The following is a 16,170-nucleotide window of genomic DNA, read 5'->3' as shown; positions in this document are numbered from 1 at the left end:
AAATTTAGATTTTTTCTAATTCTTTTTTCACAATACGATAATATTCTTTAGCATATCTATATTGCCTAATAGAATACTCTCCAAAATCTATACCTAAACTTTGTTTATATTCACACCAATTACTCCATAACAATCCACAAACTGAAATATAGCAATAAATCTTAATCCTATCATAAATATTACATTTATTCTCAAAATATAAATCAATAACTTTGTCTATTTTATTTTTATTATACATAGCATAAATGCAAAACATAGCTATATCAATATGAGGATCTTGCATTCCAGAATATTCCCAGTCAATCAATCTTATATTTCCATCTTTTGTGAATAGAAAATTATCTGAAACTGAATCTATATGTGATAAGCATTTTGTTTCGACATGTTTTTCGATATAAGATTTTAATGAGAATACACTTTCTTTTACTTTGGAGTAATCTTTATATATTGATTTTTTTTCTCTCCAAAGACTTTCATAAAAATTTATTTCATTAAATATGTCAAACTCATGACCTACAGATAAATTTAATTTGTGAAATTGTCTAAGCTTATCCATACATTTAGAGACATCAATTATATTCTTTGAATCACACACTCTTGAATCTTCTATAAACTCTGTTATCTTATAACCATTATCATAGTTCATATATACAATATCATCACAAATATTTTTTCCTTTTAGTGCTTTATAAACTTCATATTCTTCATATCTATTAATAAGTTTATCAGTTCCTTCTCCAGGTATTCGCATAATATATTTTTTATCTTTACATCTAAATAAGAAAGATCTATTTGTCATTCCTTTTTTTAACACTGATATATTATTAATTTCTTCTTCTTTTACGTTAAAAGTTTTTCTAATTATTTCGATTGCATCAGACTTTAAATTATTAGAATTTTGATCAATTTCTCTAAGTTGTTCGTATGTATTTATTTCAATATAATCATTTGAATCAACCAATCTTGCCGCAACCTTTGTTTCATTATAATTAAATAAAGAATCTTCCCAAAACATAGTATAACCATCTTTAGTTTTGCTTAATTCCTCTATATTTTTACAAACTTTACTTGCAATATTTTTAGTTAAATAAGATATTCCTATTGTATTATTACCTATTTTTTCTTTATTTATTTTTACAAGATCTCCTTTTCTGTTTATTCTTAGATCACTATTTATATTCTCTTCATTAGAGACCATATACCATGAATATATTTCTTTTTTTCTAAATGGATTATATCTACACCATATATCACACGGAACAATATAAGAATTCGAAATTTTGTCTAAAGCTAGTGATAAAGAGTATAAATTATTTTTAGTATCATAATGCTCATTAACTATTAATTCAACATTAAATTCATCAATTAAATATTCAAATCTTTCCTTTAAAAAACCTACAACTATATATATTTCATGAATACCTGCTTCATGAAGATGATTTATAATTCTTTCAATCATAACTTCACCTTTTATCTCAATTAAAGCTTTAGGGGTTTCTAAGTTAATTGGTATCATTCTCATTCCATAGCCAGCTGCCAATATAATAGCTCTTTGAGGATTATTTTCTTTTATATATTGTTTTCCTTTTTTTGATATGTTAAAATTAGAATCTATCAAAGCCTTTTTCTTTAAATTATTAAGTGACTTATTTACGAATCCTAGTGAATAACCCGTACTTTGCATAAGATCTCTTTGATTAATAAATCTGTTTTCGGATAAATATAAAAAGATATCCATTTCATTTTTGTTCATATTATTTACACCTTTCTATTTCACGAAATTGAAATTAATATATTTCGTGAACTGATAATTATTTAAAAACCCATTTTTTATGGGCATTACATTGCTTTTATTATTTATCAAGTCTAAAACTGAATTTACAAACATCTTTAATTAGATATATAAATTAATTTAACTATTTATATAATTTCCATATTATCACTAGTAACGTATTAAGCAAATTAATCAGTTTTATAAGAAAATTATAAAACAATTTATAATTTTATTCAATAGCATAAATAACTATATATAGTATAAATACATAAAATTTAGCCACTTATTTTATTTCGCTATATAAATTTCATTTTTTATATATTATATCCATTTTTTAATTTTGTCAATTTTATAAACAAATAAAATTAAAAAAGCAATATGAGAGAATATATTATCGTTTTTTGCCTTGTTGAAAGTATAATATTTCCAAAGAAAGAGGTGACCTATGATATTAGATGAAAAAATATTTAAAGAATTAGAAAAAAATTATGAAAAAGATCCTAAAAATAAAGTTATTGAAAATGCCATTTCAAATATGGGGATAATGGAGGCTTCTTTAAATAAAAATATTATCAACAAACATGATTTTATTTTTTCTAACGAAGTTGAAACTAAAGAAGTTACTAATCAAAGAAAAACTGGCAGGTGTTGGATGTTTGCAGGGCTTAATATGATTAGAATGCACATTGCCAAAAAACTTAATATGGAAAAATTTGAGCTTTCTGAGTCTTTTCTTTATTTTTATGACAATATGGAAAAGGCAAATTTGTTTTTGCAAAGAGTTATTGATACAAAAAATTTGGATATTAAAGATAGAAAAGTTGAAGATGTTTTTTATTCAACACCAGAAGACGGGGGATATTTTGAATTTTTCTATTATTTGATAAAAAAATATGGAATTGTGCCAAAAACAAATATGGGCGAACTTTTCCATACAGAGGAATCTACTTTTATGTTTTATACTTTGGAAAATGCCCTCAAAAAAATCGCTATGGATATTAGAGCGACGGATGACGAAAAAGAAATTGAAATTTTAAGAAAAAAAGGTCTATCCTATGCCTACAATATTTTTGTAAAATCCATTGGAAAACCTGTTGAAAATTTTGATTTTAAATATTATGACAAGGACAACAATTACAAAATCGAAAAAGATATGACGCCAAAGAAATTTTTTGATAAGTACGTTGGGGATTTTTTTGATGGAAAAATAAAATTATTAAATGATCCAAGACATCCTTACAATAGGATTTTGGTTGATAAAAACGCAAAAAATGCAGTAGATTTGCCAGATCTTGTTGGAATTAATGTTGACATGGATACAATGAGTAAATCCGCTCAAAAATCCATAAAAAACAATGAAACAATGTGGTTTGCTTGCGATGTTGACATAGATAAAGACAGAGAAAGCGGAGTTATGGATGAGAATTTATTTAATTTTGACCAAACTTTTACCAATTTTGACAAAATGACAAAAGCACAAAGAATTGATTCTAGATATTCTTCAGCCTGCCACGCCATGAATCTTACAGGCTTTGACAAAAAAGATAAAGACGTAAAATTTTGGAAAATTGAAAATTCATGGGGAGAAGATAATGGACACGATGGATATTTTTCTATGACTGACAAATGGTTTAGGGAAAATACTTTCGAGTTAATAGTCGACAAAAAATATTTAACCAAAAAAGTTTTGTCTGCCTTTGATAAGGAAAAAATCTATTATGATGAGTTTGACCCGATGTATAAAATGCTAAAAAATATAAAATAAAATCTTTGAAAAATAAATTTACAAAGCTGGGCTTAATACAAATAAAAAACCCAGCCTAGGCTGGGAAAATAAAGAAGAACGTTATACGGTATAAAATAAATAAGTCCGGGATTAAACAAAGTTCAACTTTATAAAATTTACAAAAGTAGTATTACTTCTTGTAAAAAATTATACCTCAGCAAATCGAAAAAGCAAACGGAAACGATTTTTCCCAAAATATTTTATAGCGTATTTTTTATAATTCGAATAATAAAAATCCTAGAAATAAAGAAATTTATACTAGGATTTTTATTTATTAAAATTTCATTCTCAATTTTTTTGATTTTAAAAAGGTAATTTATTTTTCAATCATATCATTTACAGATGCAATACTTGATTTCCCAACCTCCAAAAGTTTATTTCTATCAAACATTTCATTTCTTGTGTTTGTATATTCCAATACAGTAGCAAGATTTATTCCAGATATTATTTCTAATTTTTCTTTATAAATCTCTTCCTTTAGTAAACTTGAAACTATGTTGCTAGGAGTTCCATATAGTAAGTCACAAAAAACAACTACACCATCACCAGAATTCACTTTATCAATTTTATTTTTTAATTCTTCAATAAAACTATTTAAGTCTTGATCTGGTAGTAGTGAAATGTATGAAAAATTTTCCAGCTCTCCAGAAAACATTTTTATAGCATCATACATTCCTTCTGCAAATTTCCCATGACTTGCAATTATAATTCCTCTCATATTCTTAGATCCTAAAATATTCCAAAAAATGACAAGACAAGACTTACAGCTATTGTTGAAAAAATTAGTTTACTAATACTGAAGTTTTTCTTTCCTATCAAATAGTAAAATAAGAATAAAACAATTATTGTTAATATTCCCGGAAAAATTTTATCTAAATTTTCTTGAACGTTTATAGCAGCCTTTCCAAATCCAAAATTTAATTTACTTTGTAAATTAACCATATTAGCTGATAAAGCCCCCATCATTCCCATACCAAGAATATTTGCTCCATACAATACATATCTCATTTGCTTTGAAGATAAAACATCTTTTATGGCATCACGACCTTTTTTATAAGTTAAATTTGTTGTAATAACCAACTCTGCCATCAAAATAGCATTTCCCAAAAATAACATTGGTAGAGCAAAAAAGGAACCTTTTACAGCCATAGTACTTGCAGCTAATATGCAAAGTGTTTGAAATGTTCCAGCACTAAAGGAATCTCCGAAAGCAGCAACCGGTCCCATAAGACCAGTTTTAATAGCCACTATTGCATCACTTGAAATTTTTCCTGTTCTAGCTTTTTCTTCCTCCATAGCGATTGTCAGTCCAACAATCAATCCGCCAGCTGTAGCATTTGTATTAAATAACTTCATATGACGAACAAGCGCTTCTTTTAATTCACTTTTTTCTGTATACAATTTTTTTAATATCGGCAAAAAAGCATAGGTAAAAGCTAAAGCTTGCATTCTCTCAAAGTTAAGAGATAATTCAGTAGCAAAATACCACCTTCTCATAACCCTATTTATATCTTTTTGACTTATACTTATTTCTTTATTTTCACTCATTTTTAGCCTCCAATTTTTCATCTACTTCCTTTTTATTATAGACTAGTATAAAAGCAACACTTATTAAAATTGCACCAGCAACTAAATTATTGAGTCCTAGAGCTTTTACCAAAATAAAGCCAATTATTGTATAAGGAATTAATTTTGGCTTACCAATAGAATTCATTATAAGAGCAAATCCTACAGCAGGCATAACATTTCCTGCAACTTCTAATCCATGAAGCATCCATTCTGGTATAAAAGCTAACAAATCTAGCATTACATTTTGTCCTAATAAAACCACTAAAAAAACTGGCAAAAACAATAAAGGAAAAGCTAATAAAGCTGGATACAAAATCGCATTTTTTTCTAATTTTTTAGTATCTACTTCTTCTACCGCTTTATCTGCTCCATGTGCAAAACGTACATTAATAATTTTTCTTAAACTCATTAATTGTGCTCCAAGTAATCCCAAAGGAACTGCAAGAGCAATCGCTTGATCAACATTTAAATTTGCTGATAAAGCTAAAGGAATCATAGTGGTTGCCGCCATAGTTTGATCAGTAGGCATATTTCCACCAGGAGCAATAATTCCAGCAAAAACAGCAGAAATCCCTCCTCCCAAAATCAAACCTTGAGTCAAATTTCCGCTTATTATACCAGCGACAACTCCTACAAATATCGCATTTCCTATAAAAAATAAAGCAAAATATCCACCCAACATACTTCTTGAAATCCAATAAATTAGACCCATAGCAATAGCCATTATTAAAGCATTTTCCATACGATTCTCCTTATATTTTTTTCTTCATATTTTCTAAACTTATTTTAGAATTTTCAGGTATAGATTGAGAATAAACATCTATTTCCTTTTTTCCTAAAATATCAAGTTTTTCAATTTCTTTTTCAGATAAAGAAACTCCTTGAATAATTTGCTTTCTTTCTGATGTACTTTCAGAAGCACCAACATTTATTTCTTCCAATATTAATCCATTTTCAACAGCTTTATAGCAATTATCTACATTTTTAAAAATAAGCATTACATTATCGTCACTAGATTCTAAACATTTATTTAGATTTTTTATAGATACAATATCAACTTTTTTATCAGCTGCTGCCATTTTGTATATATCTGCCATAAACTCATCATCAACAAGTTCATCATCAGCAAGAATTATTCTGTCTACAGGATTATATTTTATACACTTAGCAACAACTTGACCGTGTATTAGTCTATAATCAATACGTGCCATTTTTATTTTTGCCATAAATACTCCTTATATTTTTTCAATTTTACCAGACTCTAAGCTTCTATGGATAGCTTCTGTTAGTTTAGCAGCTTGGAGACCATCATAAACATCAGCTACGAATTCTTTATTATTAATTAAAGCATCTACAAAAAAATTAATCGGATCTGCACCAAAACCTATAACTTTTCCATGAAAATCATTAAAGAAAAAAACATTAGGTGTATGCAATTTATTTTTATCAAAAATTTCAACACCCCTGTTTTGATTATCAATTCTAATCAATTCTTCACTCGTTATTATTGATGTTTTTCCATCATTATTTTTCGCAAAACCTTTTGGCAGAATCCACGAATTTTCTAAAGTACATATACATCCATTTTCAAACTTTATAATTGAAGTTACACTATCATAAGTATCTACTCCCATGCTAGGTAAAAGTTTTTTTGAACCAACAGCATACACATCAACCGCTTCACAATCCATATACCATCTCATCAAATCTACACAATGAACGCCCAAAAAATCTACAGGATCAGAAGAGCCTCCCCATTTAAACCATTCAGTCGGCACATCAATAATATCATCCATATTCATATAAGCTCTTATTGGATAACCTTTGCTTGATTTTAATTTATTATAAATAAATATAGCAGCAGGATCCCACCTCTTATGAAAATCTACAGCAACTCTAACTTTATTTTTCTTAGCAGCCTCATATATTTTTTTACAATCATCCACGCTTGTTGCCAGAGGCTTTTCAATAAGTAAATCTACGCCCTTTTCAATACAAGCCAAAGCAGGCTCTACATGAAGATGATCAGGCGTTACAATTGATGCAGCATCAATTTTTTCATTTTCTAACATATCTTCTACATTATTGTAAGTTTTTAAGCCATAATTTTTTTCAATGTTTTCTCTTATTTTTTCACTTTGATCACAAACAGCAATTAAATTAACATAAGGATTTTGATGATATACATCCACATGATGAATACCATAAATCCCCGCACCAATTACTGCTACATTTAGTTTCTCCATAAATTTTTCCTTTCCTTTAATATAAAAATGATTTATATTGATGTTCCATTCTTTAAAAGTATTGTAACATAATTTTATTAAAATTACAATATTTATTTTTTTTATGTAGTTTTGCTACTTATATTTATATATAGTAAGATAAAAGCAGAGGTGATATTATGTCTGATGAATTAATTTTGGATAAAATTGAAGCTATGCTACCTTATTTTACTAAATCAGAACTAAAAGTAGCAGAATATATTTTAAATTCTAATAATACAATTAACTGTAGTCTATCTACACTTGCAAAAAAAATCAAAGTTAGTGAACCAACAATAATAAGATTTTCAAGATCAATCGGGCTAAACGGATACTCAGATTTAAAATTAAAATTGTCTATAAATAATTCAATAAACGATAGTAAAGAATTAAAAAATTTAGATATAAAATTAAATAAAGGCGATGATGCTTACGAAATTTATAGATCATTATCAGAATACACAATAAAATCTATTAGAAGCACGTGGCATAATACCTTAGATAAAAAATCATTTGAAAAAGCAATAGATTTGATTTACAACACTCATAAAAATAATAAAAAAATTTTTTTAACTGGTATGGGCGTTTCATCTATATTGGCAGAATCCCTACAAATAAAATTAATGAGATTAGATATAGACTCAATATTTTATTCAGATATACATTTAAGATTAGAAGCTTGCTCAAACTTAAAAAAAGATGATTTACTAATATGCTTTACTACCCTTGGAAAATCTAAAGAAAATCATGATTTTATAAATTTAGCTAAAGAAAAAGGAGTAAAGGTAATTCTTATTACTCAATTTGGAGTAAATAAAATAAATAAGTCATCAGATATAGTTATCTATACTTCCGCAATAGAAAATAATCTAAGGCTTGCAACTCAAGCATCATTTATTGTTCAAAATTTAATTATAGAAACAATTTTTCTTTCCCTAGCTTTGAAAGATTTTGATAAGATAAGTGAATCCGTGAAAGATACAAAAGATATTTTTCATAAATATGGATATAATCTAAATTAGGCTTTTAAAAATATCAAAATAGCCAAAGATTTAATTGCCGTTAATATATAAATACAAATATATTTTTAATCATTTCTTCTTCATAAAAATCTATCTATTATTTTATATCTAAACGCAAAAACCCCTCTATCCATTTTTGGACTTTGGGGTTTACTTTATTTTATCTATTTTTTATTTATTCCTCAATTTTTTCCAATTTTTTTATTGTATCTATTGATTCGTTTAAACTTTCTGTGTTTATGTCTGGGTTTGTTTTTTCTTCTTCGTTTATCATGCCGTCTGGGGCGTAGCCTAGGGTGTTTGTATAGGTGAAAACTAAGCCGGAATTTGGGCATACGTCATTTATTAAGCCAAGTGTTACTCCATCTCCTCCGGTTTTTTTGCCTACTAATTTTGCAATTTTTGCGTTTTTGCAAAAATTTGCCATTCCTTCGGCTGCTGAATATACTCCTTCGTCAACTAATAAATACAAATCTCCTTTAAATTTATTTTTTTTCGTTGGAGTGATTTCTATTTTGTCTTTGCTATAATATGAAAAATCTTTTAAATCTTCTTTGTGTTCAAGCTCCATTTTTTCTATATTTACATTTGAAATATCTTCAAATCCAAGCTCTTCGCTTTCTAATAATAGTTTTGTTCTCATTCCATCTTTAAAAAACATATGGTTGTTTACGGAAATTTTTTTGTCTATGAGTCTTGGCAAAAGATATTCTTGCCAATATTCTATATTCCCACCGGAATTTTCTCTGATGTCTATTATTATTGTTTTTAAATCTTGATTTTCTTCTAAAAATTTGTCTAATTTTTTCATATCTTCTGAAAGTTCATATTCTGCTAGCATTTCTTTTATTTTTATTAGTCCCAAACTTGGTGCTAGCATTTTTACTTCCATATTTTCGCTGGAATTTTCTGTGTATAGGGATCTTCTCCTGATTTTTTTCCTATCAGCCTTATTTGATTGGACTCCATCAACTCCGTATCTATCTCTTACGCTTTCTTTGTTCAATGTTAAAAATTCGTAATACATTGACGAATCTGTCCAAAAATGTGAATAGTATTCTAAGGTTTCTTCTACGTAATCTTTTTGTGCAATTGTTGCGTGGTCATTGTGCAAATCTTCCATTATTTTTTGCATGGTGTTTGTAAATTCTTGGTCGTTTTTGCAAAATTTTATTTCGCTTAAATATTTTGAATAATTTGCCAAAAAGTCAACTCCGTATTGCCTTTTCAAAACTCCAAAAAATGGGTAATTATCTCTAATTTCATTAAAAAGATAATTGAAATCTTCTACCATTTCTTCTTGGCTTAATTCTTTTTTTTCTACCTTATTTTCAAAAACTAATTTACATGGCCCATCTAATTTTTTATACCATGCCATATAGGCTTCTATTGATTTAAATTCATCAATTTTATCTGGATTTATTTTTATTATTTTCTTCTCTTTTGGCTTTTTTTCTGAAATCAAACTATCTCTTCTTTTTTCTAGATAGTTTATTCTCCTTTGAGCGCATGATGAAAATAAAATAATAATCGCCAAAAATAAAATACTTATTTTACTTTTTTTCTTCATCAAGTCCTCCATTTATAACCCAATCTCTTTTTTTTATTTCGTATAAAAAGGGAAGAATGCCTATTGGATTTATTAATGAAAAAGCCATTATCATCAAAAGTTTAAAGTAAAGTCCTTTTTTTTCATTTCTCAAAATAGAAGCTGTGCTTTTGTTGTTGGTTTTTATTAAATATATTCCTCTTAAAAGCAAAAATATTCCACCAGCAATTTCAAAACCTTCTTTATAATATATGCCAAAAGCGAAAACGCAAATTGCAGACAAAAAGTAAAGAAAGTATGCTATTTTATTTTTTGTATTGTATGTTTTTAATTTTGTAATTTCTCTACTCATAAGTCTATTATATCAAATTAAAGTCCTAAATTTGGATACACTTTCAAATAATTATCAGACCTTGCTCCAGCTTTGTAATTTAAATATCCTGCCATAGCAATCATTGCCGCATTATCTGTGCACAAAATTATATCTGGATAATAAAATTTGACTCCCCTTTTTTCACATTCTTCTTTTAATCTTTCTTTTAATCTAGAATTTGCAGCAACTCCTCCTGATACTGCAAATGTATTTAATCCTGTTTCATCTATCAATCGCATAGATTTTTCCACCAAAACATCTACAACGGCTTCTTGAAAACTTGCTGCCAAGTCTGCCTTGTTTATTTCTAAATTTTTTTGGTTTTGGTGGTTCATATAATTTAAAACTGAAGTTTTTAAACCTGAAAATGAAAAATCGTAAGAATCTTTTTCAAGCATAATTCTTGGAAAATCTATGGCATCCTTTCTTCCTTCTTTTGAAAGTTTATCAATTTTTGGTCCGCCTGGATAGCCAAGTCCGATTGATCTTGCAATTTTATCGTAAGATTCGCCAGCAGCATCATCTCTTGTTGTTCCAATTATTTCATAATCTGTATAAGCCTTTACTTTTACAAGATAAGTATGACCTCCACTTACAACCAAAGAAATAAATGGTGGCTCTAGGTCTTTATTTGACAAATAATTTGCACAAATATGTCCTTGCATGTGATTTGTTCCAATCATTGGAATATTTGCTGACAAAGAAAGAGCTTTTGCCGCAGAAATTCCTACCAAAAGTGAGCCAATAAGTCCAGGGCCTTTGGTAACAGAAATCAAATCAATATCGCTATAAGATAAATTTGTATCCAAAAGCGCCTTTTCAATCAAAGGATTGATTGCTTCAAGGTGTTTTCTTGATGCGATTTCTGGCACAACTCCTCCAAATATTTTATGTATATCAATTTGTGATGATATTAAATTTATTAAAACTTCCCTGTCGTTTTTCAAAATAGCAACTGAAGAATCGTCACAAGAAGTTTCAATTCCCATTGTATAAAAATCTTTCATCTAATCCAATTCCTTTAACATTATATAAGCATCTTCGTGAACTCTGGCATAATAATTTTCCCTAAGTCTAATTTTTTCAAAACCAAATTTTTGGTAAAGATTTATAGCTGGAAAATTTTTTGTAGAAACTTCTAGCCAAATTTTTGAAACTTTTAAACTCTTTGCAAAATTTATCATGTGTTCAAGCATAAATGAACCGATATTTTGCCCACGATACAATTCATCAACTGCTATTGTATAAATTTCAATTTCATCCAAAATTTTTGAAATTATATAAAAGCCTAGAGTTTCTCCATTTTTTTCATATACAAAACACTCTTTGTGCTTATTTTTTTCAATATCATTTATAAGATCTTTTTTAGGCATGGGTCTATAAAAAGCACTAGATTCGATTTTATAAACCTTATCCGTATCTCCTACAGTCATTGTCCTAATCATTTTTCTTTTCTCTATCCCTTTCCGCTTGCGATTTTCTCAAATAATTTGGCACAAGCTTATAAAGATCATAGTCCTCATCTTTTTTCAAAAGAGCAAGCTTACACAAATTTTTTCCAATACAAGAATTATAAGAAAAATCCAAAATTCTTGCCCTAGCAAATTTGTCCTTATATTTTTCGCCAACTTCCGAAACCAAATCAAAATCTACATTTTTTTCATTACAAAGTTTCGAAAAATCATCTATATTATATAAATCTTCCTTAACAATTTCATTCATATTTTCATCATACATTGCCCCATAAACTCTTTTTCCCCTTGCATCAAGCATAGAAGCCTTAAAAGAATTCGAAGAAGAATTTAAGGCAAGAGCCTTCAAAGTTGAAACTGGAATTAATTTTTTATTTCCAACTTGGGCAAAAGTCTTTGCAATTGTCATTCCAATTCTTAAACCCGTAAAAGATCCCGGACCTTGGCTAATTGCAAAAATATCAATATCAGAAAGCTTTAGTCCCAAAAGATTTAATAAAGTTTCAATCATTGGCACAAGCGATTCCGAATGAGTTTTTTCTTGATTTACATTAAAATCCCCAATGATTTTTTCATCTTCTACAACAGTTACAGTAGAAATCATAGTTGATGTATCAATCCCTAAAACTCTCATTAAAATCTCCTAATCTAAAAATTTCACGCTAATTTCCCTAGCGTTTTCATCAATTTTTTCTATATTAACTTCAATCATATCATCTGGAAGATAGCCTTCTGCCTTTTCTGCCCATTCTAAAAATGTTACAGCATCCTCTGGGTAAAAATAATTTTCAAAATCTATGTCTAAAATTTCATCAGGACTTTCAAACCTGTAAAGATCTAGATGATAAATCGGAAAATCTTCCCCTTGCTTTTCTCCATTATAAATATTTACAAGAGCAAAAGTTGGAGATGAAGTATTAGAAATCCCAAAATATTTGCAAACAAAAGAAGTAAAAGTAGTTTTGCCACTACCCATTTCTCCAATCAAATTTACAACTTGGCCCTTTTTCAATTTTTTAGAAAAATCAAAAGCAAAATCTTCCATTTCCTTTAAAGAATTAATTCTCATAAAAACTCCTTCTAATCTATTATACTACAAAAGTTTAATTTGAAGCTTTTTGTAAGATATATTATAGTCTAAAATAAAAAAATTCCAATGATTTTTAAGGTAAAAATAAAATTCTATCTATCTCCAAAAATAATAATAGAGATCTCTTTTATTAAATTTATAAAGTAATAAATTTCAGCTTTCAAAAAAATCAAAAAAACAGACCACAAAGCCTGTTTTTTAAATTTAAAATAACTATTTTCTATCGTGCAAAATTCCCGAAACGTGTTTGTATAATAATTTTGTTACTAAAATTTCTATTGAACCTTTTATCAAATTAAATGGAACAATTGCAAAAATCATCATAGTAAAATAAGAATTTACTAAAGTATTTGTTTTGTGTGCCATAGCTACAAAGGCGCTCATTTCTACTCCCATTGCTTTTCCGTAAAGTGGAAAAATTACAAAAGCATTTGATAAGGTTGCTGCAAGTGTCATAATTAACATTCCGCAAATCATAGCTATAGTTGCATTTTTTTTAGTTTTTTTCCTTTTATATATACTTGCTGATACAAATACAAAAAGTCCTCCAACTATAAAATTGGAAATTTCTCCAACGCCACCTGTGCTTGTCTTGCTCAAATTCAAAATATTTTTGATAAGTTGAATTAAGACTCCATACAAAGGCCCCATCGAAAATCCACCAATAAGAGCTGGCACATCTGCAAGGTCAACTTTCATAAAAGGTGGTGCAACTGGAATTGGAAATTGAATAAACATAAGTATAAAACTCATGGCTGAAAGTATTCCAACTTTTACTAAATTTCTTAATTTTTTTTGATCATGACTCATAAAATCCTCCTAAAATTTGGCATAAAAAAATGCCCTTTCAGGGCTAAATAATTTCTCATAAAAAGAATATCTTCTCTCATCCAGACTATAACTGTCGGTATGGGAATTTCGCCCATTCAGTAAAAAACTCGCAGACTTTAACTGCCGGTTAGGAATCCAACCTCACCCTGAAGATATTTATATAATATCACAAAATAATTTGTGGCACAAGATAATCAATATCAATTTTATTTTTTTATTTACATTTGAAAATCTCTAAATTTTTTCAAAAAAAATAACCCATCTAACAAAGTATAAAAATTTCAAAATTTAAATTTTCTAATTTTAAAATTTTTATACCTCTCCCGCTAGTTAGATTTGGGTTATTTTAAATTATTCATATTCTATATTATAAAAATCATTGTATAAATCGGGCTAATTTCCTATTTCACAAGATTCTAAAATCCATTCGTATCCTTGTCCTCTTACTGTTTTAATTGGTTCAAGTTTTGCTTTTTTAAATTCTTTTCTGATTTTTCTAACATGCTCTCTAACTGATCTGTCTGTTGTTTCAATTCCCATTTTTGACATTTCTTTTACAATAATTTCTTTTGAAACTGGTCTGTTCATATTTTTTATTAGAATTGTACAAAGACTAATTTCAGATTTTGTAAGATCTAAAATTTCATTTCCTATCCTAAAAATCCCATTGTCCACTTCAATTGAACAAAAACCAAAAGAAATAATTTTGGAATTGTTAATTTCTTCGACCTTTTTCAAAGTATATTTTATAAATTCATCTCTTGAATAAGAATGAATTACAAAATCCTTGTCGTCGATTTTTGCTTCATAGGGACTTTTTTTGTACCTATCTGTAAGATAAATTACCGGAATATTTGTAGTTTGTTTTATGTACTGGATTAGCTCAATACACCTAGTATGAGTCATATCCACTAAAATTAAATCAAATTCCGACAAATCATCTTCAAGAATAATGTCTTCAAAATTCTCATATTTTTTTACAACAACTTCGTTCTCATCAAATTTAGAGTTGAGCAAGTTAGAAATCCCATTTTTGTATTCCATCGATGCAATTTTCATAAGATCTCCTAACTTTTAAATATTATCACGTTAATTTGTAATAATTTCACTCATTACTATTATATAGAAAATTCTTGCAAATATCAATATAAATATTCACAATTTTTATAGAATTATTTAAGCTTTGAAAATTATTTTAAAGTCGCTCATTTCAAACAATTTAAAATTTTTCAAATTTATTTTAAATTTTCCGAAATTTATTTTACCTCATTTTTCTTTTAAATTCCAATATTTATTTTATATGATTATTTGATTGTTTTAAGCAAGAATTTCTTTTAATAAATTATAAGATAAAAAAATCCAGAAAATTTTATTGAAATATGATATAATATTTTGTATAAATTATGTGGATATTTTCCCGTTATATTTTATTATTAAGGAGGAAGTTATGACAAAAAAACAGGGAAAACTTGCTGTCTATATTGGACAAATTATTACTAATTCATTATTGGTTCTTTATTTGGGAATGATTTTGGCAAAGATGAAATCATTTTCAAACATTTACGAATCAATTGAAAACGGCGCAGGCAATATTGAAGATTTTTTAAGCCAAATGGAATTTGCTATTTTTGAATATCTTGGAAAATTCAAAAATATAATTCAATACATAGGATTTATCAAATTTTTATTTTTTGTAAATCTAGTTTTGTTAATTGCTGGAATTTTTATTTTTAAAGAACAAATTAAAAAATATATTTTCTCAGCTGCTGGAACATTGGTTTTATTAATATCTTTTATTACAATTTCTCCATTGATGGAATTTGTTAAAGTAGTTAAAGCAAATATTATGGCAATCAATTTTTCAAATCCAGACTTGGGAGCAATCGAAGGAAGCTTTGCAAATATTAGTCAAGCTTTACAAAAATTAGCCACTGATTTTGACCCACAAAAAGCAAAATTTGCTAAATTTTTGGTAATTTTGGCAATAATTTTATTTGTTGTTTCAATAGTATTTTTTGCCCTAGCAATTAAAAATAAAGAATATGATAATCTTTCAGATTTAAATACAGACGCAAAAAATACACCTGAAAATTCTTTAGAAAATGACGAACAAAACCAAACAAAACCAAGTGAAGAATTAAATGAAGAAGTTAAATGTGAAAAAACAAACGAAAATATAAAAGAAGAAAAAGAAAAAGAAAAAGAAAATGAGAATAAAAAAGAAAAAATTTCTGAAAAATCTGATTTAGCCAAAGATGCAAAAGAAAAAGAAAATAAAAATAAATCCACAAAAGATAAGAAAAATCAAGAAAAAGACAAAAATACAAAAGCAAAAAATGATGACATAATAATCAAACGTGGCGCTTACGACTTTTCTTCTGGTTTCAAAAAAAATAATATCGAAGAATAAAAACTAGAAAATCCACAAGAAAATAATAAA

Annotated in this window: 17 protein-coding genes and 1 riboswitch; of the genes, 3 read left to right on the top strand and 14 right to left on the bottom strand. The window is 27.5% G+C overall.

The genetic code is table 11. The features are described from left to right. Nucleotides 1–4: 4 nt before the first annotated feature. Nucleotides 5–1,753: an NTP transferase domain-containing protein gene (locus HMPREF2782_RS07685; RefSeq protein ID WP_070642010.1), complete on the bottom strand. Its 1,749-nt coding sequence runs from the start codon at nucleotides 1,751–1,753 to the stop codon at nucleotides 5–7. A 466-nt stretch (nucleotides 1,754–2,219) separates the two neighbouring features. Here HMPREF2782_RS07685 and HMPREF2782_RS07680 point away from each other — a divergent pair, with 466 nt between their 5' ends. Continuing rightward, complete coding sequence (locus HMPREF2782_RS07680) at nucleotides 2,220–3,539, top strand: C1 family peptidase (RefSeq protein WP_070642007.1); 1,320 nt, start codon at nucleotides 2,220–2,222, stop codon at nucleotides 3,537–3,539. A 337-nt stretch (nucleotides 3,540–3,876) separates the two neighbouring features. On the opposite strand, the gene HMPREF2782_RS07675 is transcribed toward HMPREF2782_RS07680, so the two are convergent. The 5 genes from HMPREF2782_RS07675 to HMPREF2782_RS07655 are packed head-to-tail and all read right to left on the bottom strand — an operon-like array spanning nucleotide 3,877 to nucleotide 7,375. Further along, entirely contained in the window at nucleotides 3,877–4,278 is a 402-nt protein-coding gene (locus HMPREF2782_RS07675; RefSeq protein ID WP_070642004.1) for a PTS sugar transporter subunit IIA, read from the bottom strand. A gap of 11 nt (nucleotides 4,279–4,289) precedes the next feature. Next, entirely contained in the window at nucleotides 4,290–5,108 is an 819-nt protein-coding gene (locus HMPREF2782_RS07670; RefSeq protein ID WP_070642225.1) for a PTS system mannose/fructose/sorbose family transporter subunit IID, read from the bottom strand. Then, entirely contained in the window at nucleotides 5,101–5,871 is a 771-nt protein-coding gene (locus HMPREF2782_RS07665) for a PTS mannose/fructose/sorbose/N-acetylgalactosamine transporter subunit IIC (RefSeq protein WP_070642001.1), read from the bottom strand. The genes HMPREF2782_RS07670 and HMPREF2782_RS07665 overlap by 8 nt, the downstream gene beginning before the upstream one ends. A 10-nt stretch (nucleotides 5,872–5,881) precedes the next feature. Further along, complete coding sequence (locus HMPREF2782_RS07660; RefSeq protein ID WP_070641999.1) at nucleotides 5,882–6,355, bottom strand: PTS sugar transporter subunit IIB; 474 nt, start codon at nucleotides 6,353–6,355, stop codon at nucleotides 5,882–5,884. 9 nt (nucleotides 6,356–6,364) lie between these two features. Beyond that, on the bottom strand, nucleotides 6,365–7,375 hold the full coding sequence (locus HMPREF2782_RS07655) for a Gfo/Idh/MocA family protein (RefSeq protein ID WP_070641997.1): 1,011 nt from the start codon (nucleotides 7,373–7,375) through the stop codon (nucleotides 6,365–6,367). A 158-nt stretch (nucleotides 7,376–7,533) separates the two neighbouring features. Here HMPREF2782_RS07655 and HMPREF2782_RS07650 point away from each other — a divergent pair, with 158 nt between their 5' ends. Next, entirely contained in the window at nucleotides 7,534–8,415 is an 882-nt protein-coding gene (locus tag HMPREF2782_RS07650) for a MurR/RpiR family transcriptional regulator (RefSeq protein WP_019118744.1), read from the top strand. A gap of 175 nt (nucleotides 8,416–8,590) precedes the next feature. On the opposite strand, the gene HMPREF2782_RS07645 is transcribed toward HMPREF2782_RS07650, so the two are convergent. From HMPREF2782_RS07645 to HMPREF2782_RS07610, 8 genes are all read right to left on the bottom strand, one after another. Further along, nucleotides 8,591–9,985 carry a S41 family peptidase gene (locus HMPREF2782_RS07645; RefSeq protein WP_070641995.1) on the bottom strand — a complete coding sequence of 465 codons (1,395 nt, stop codon included), beginning with the start codon at nucleotides 9,983–9,985 and terminating at the stop codon, nucleotides 8,591–8,593. Next, on the bottom strand, nucleotides 9,969–10,316 hold the full coding sequence (locus HMPREF2782_RS07640) for a hypothetical protein (RefSeq protein WP_004839487.1): 348 nt from the start codon (nucleotides 10,314–10,316) through the stop codon (nucleotides 9,969–9,971). The genes HMPREF2782_RS07645 and HMPREF2782_RS07640 overlap by 17 nt, the downstream gene beginning before the upstream one ends. 17 nt (nucleotides 10,317–10,333) lie before the next feature. After that, nucleotides 10,334–11,344 carry a tRNA (adenosine(37)-N6)-threonylcarbamoyltransferase complex transferase subunit TsaD gene (gene tsaD, locus HMPREF2782_RS07635; protein WP_070641993.1) on the bottom strand — a complete coding sequence of 337 codons (1,011 nt, stop codon included), beginning with the start codon at nucleotides 11,342–11,344 and terminating at the stop codon, nucleotides 10,334–10,336. Next, nucleotides 11,345–11,782 carry a ribosomal protein S18-alanine N-acetyltransferase gene (rimI, locus tag HMPREF2782_RS07630; RefSeq protein ID WP_019118748.1) on the bottom strand — a complete coding sequence of 146 codons (438 nt, stop codon included), beginning with the start codon at nucleotides 11,780–11,782 and terminating at the stop codon, nucleotides 11,345–11,347. Beyond that, nucleotides 11,775–12,443, bottom strand: a complete 669-nt coding sequence (gene tsaB / locus HMPREF2782_RS07625) for a tRNA (adenosine(37)-N6)-threonylcarbamoyltransferase complex dimerization subunit type 1 TsaB (protein WP_019118749.1) — start codon at nucleotides 12,441–12,443, stop codon at nucleotides 11,775–11,777. Before tsaB ends, rimI begins: the two co-directional genes overlap by 8 nt. A 9-nt stretch (nucleotides 12,444–12,452) precedes the next feature. Beyond that, on the bottom strand, nucleotides 12,453–12,878 hold the full coding sequence (tsaE, locus tag HMPREF2782_RS07620) for a tRNA (adenosine(37)-N6)-threonylcarbamoyltransferase complex ATPase subunit type 1 TsaE (protein ID WP_070641992.1): 426 nt from the start codon (nucleotides 12,876–12,878) through the stop codon (nucleotides 12,453–12,455). 234 nt (nucleotides 12,879–13,112) lie between these two features. After that, complete coding sequence (locus HMPREF2782_RS07615; protein ID WP_070641990.1) at nucleotides 13,113–13,709, bottom strand: ECF transporter S component; 597 nt, start codon at nucleotides 13,707–13,709, stop codon at nucleotides 13,113–13,115. A 64-nt stretch (nucleotides 13,710–13,773) separates the two neighbouring features. Next, a riboswitch (FMN riboswitch) is annotated at nucleotides 13,774–13,888 on the bottom strand. A 235-nt stretch (nucleotides 13,889–14,123) separates the two neighbouring features. Then, complete coding sequence (locus tag HMPREF2782_RS07610) at nucleotides 14,124–14,789, bottom strand: winged helix-turn-helix domain-containing protein (RefSeq protein ID WP_004839493.1); 666 nt, start codon at nucleotides 14,787–14,789, stop codon at nucleotides 14,124–14,126. 388 nt (nucleotides 14,790–15,177) lie between these two features. On the opposite strand from HMPREF2782_RS07610, the gene HMPREF2782_RS07605 reads away from it, so the two are divergent. Beyond that, nucleotides 15,178–16,140 carry a hypothetical protein gene (locus HMPREF2782_RS07605; RefSeq protein ID WP_070641988.1) on the top strand — a complete coding sequence of 321 codons (963 nt, stop codon included), beginning with the start codon at nucleotides 15,178–15,180 and terminating at the stop codon, nucleotides 16,138–16,140. Nucleotides 16,141–16,170: the final 30 nt, after the last annotated feature.

This window comes from Anaerococcus sp. HMSC068A02 (genome assembly GCF_001811125.1).
Lineage (GTDB): Bacteria > Bacillota > Clostridia > Tissierellales > Peptoniphilaceae > Anaerococcus > Anaerococcus vaginalis_C.
The sequence above is the reverse complement of the archived record's forward strand: the minus strand, read 5'-3'. Positions and strand labels throughout refer to the sequence as shown.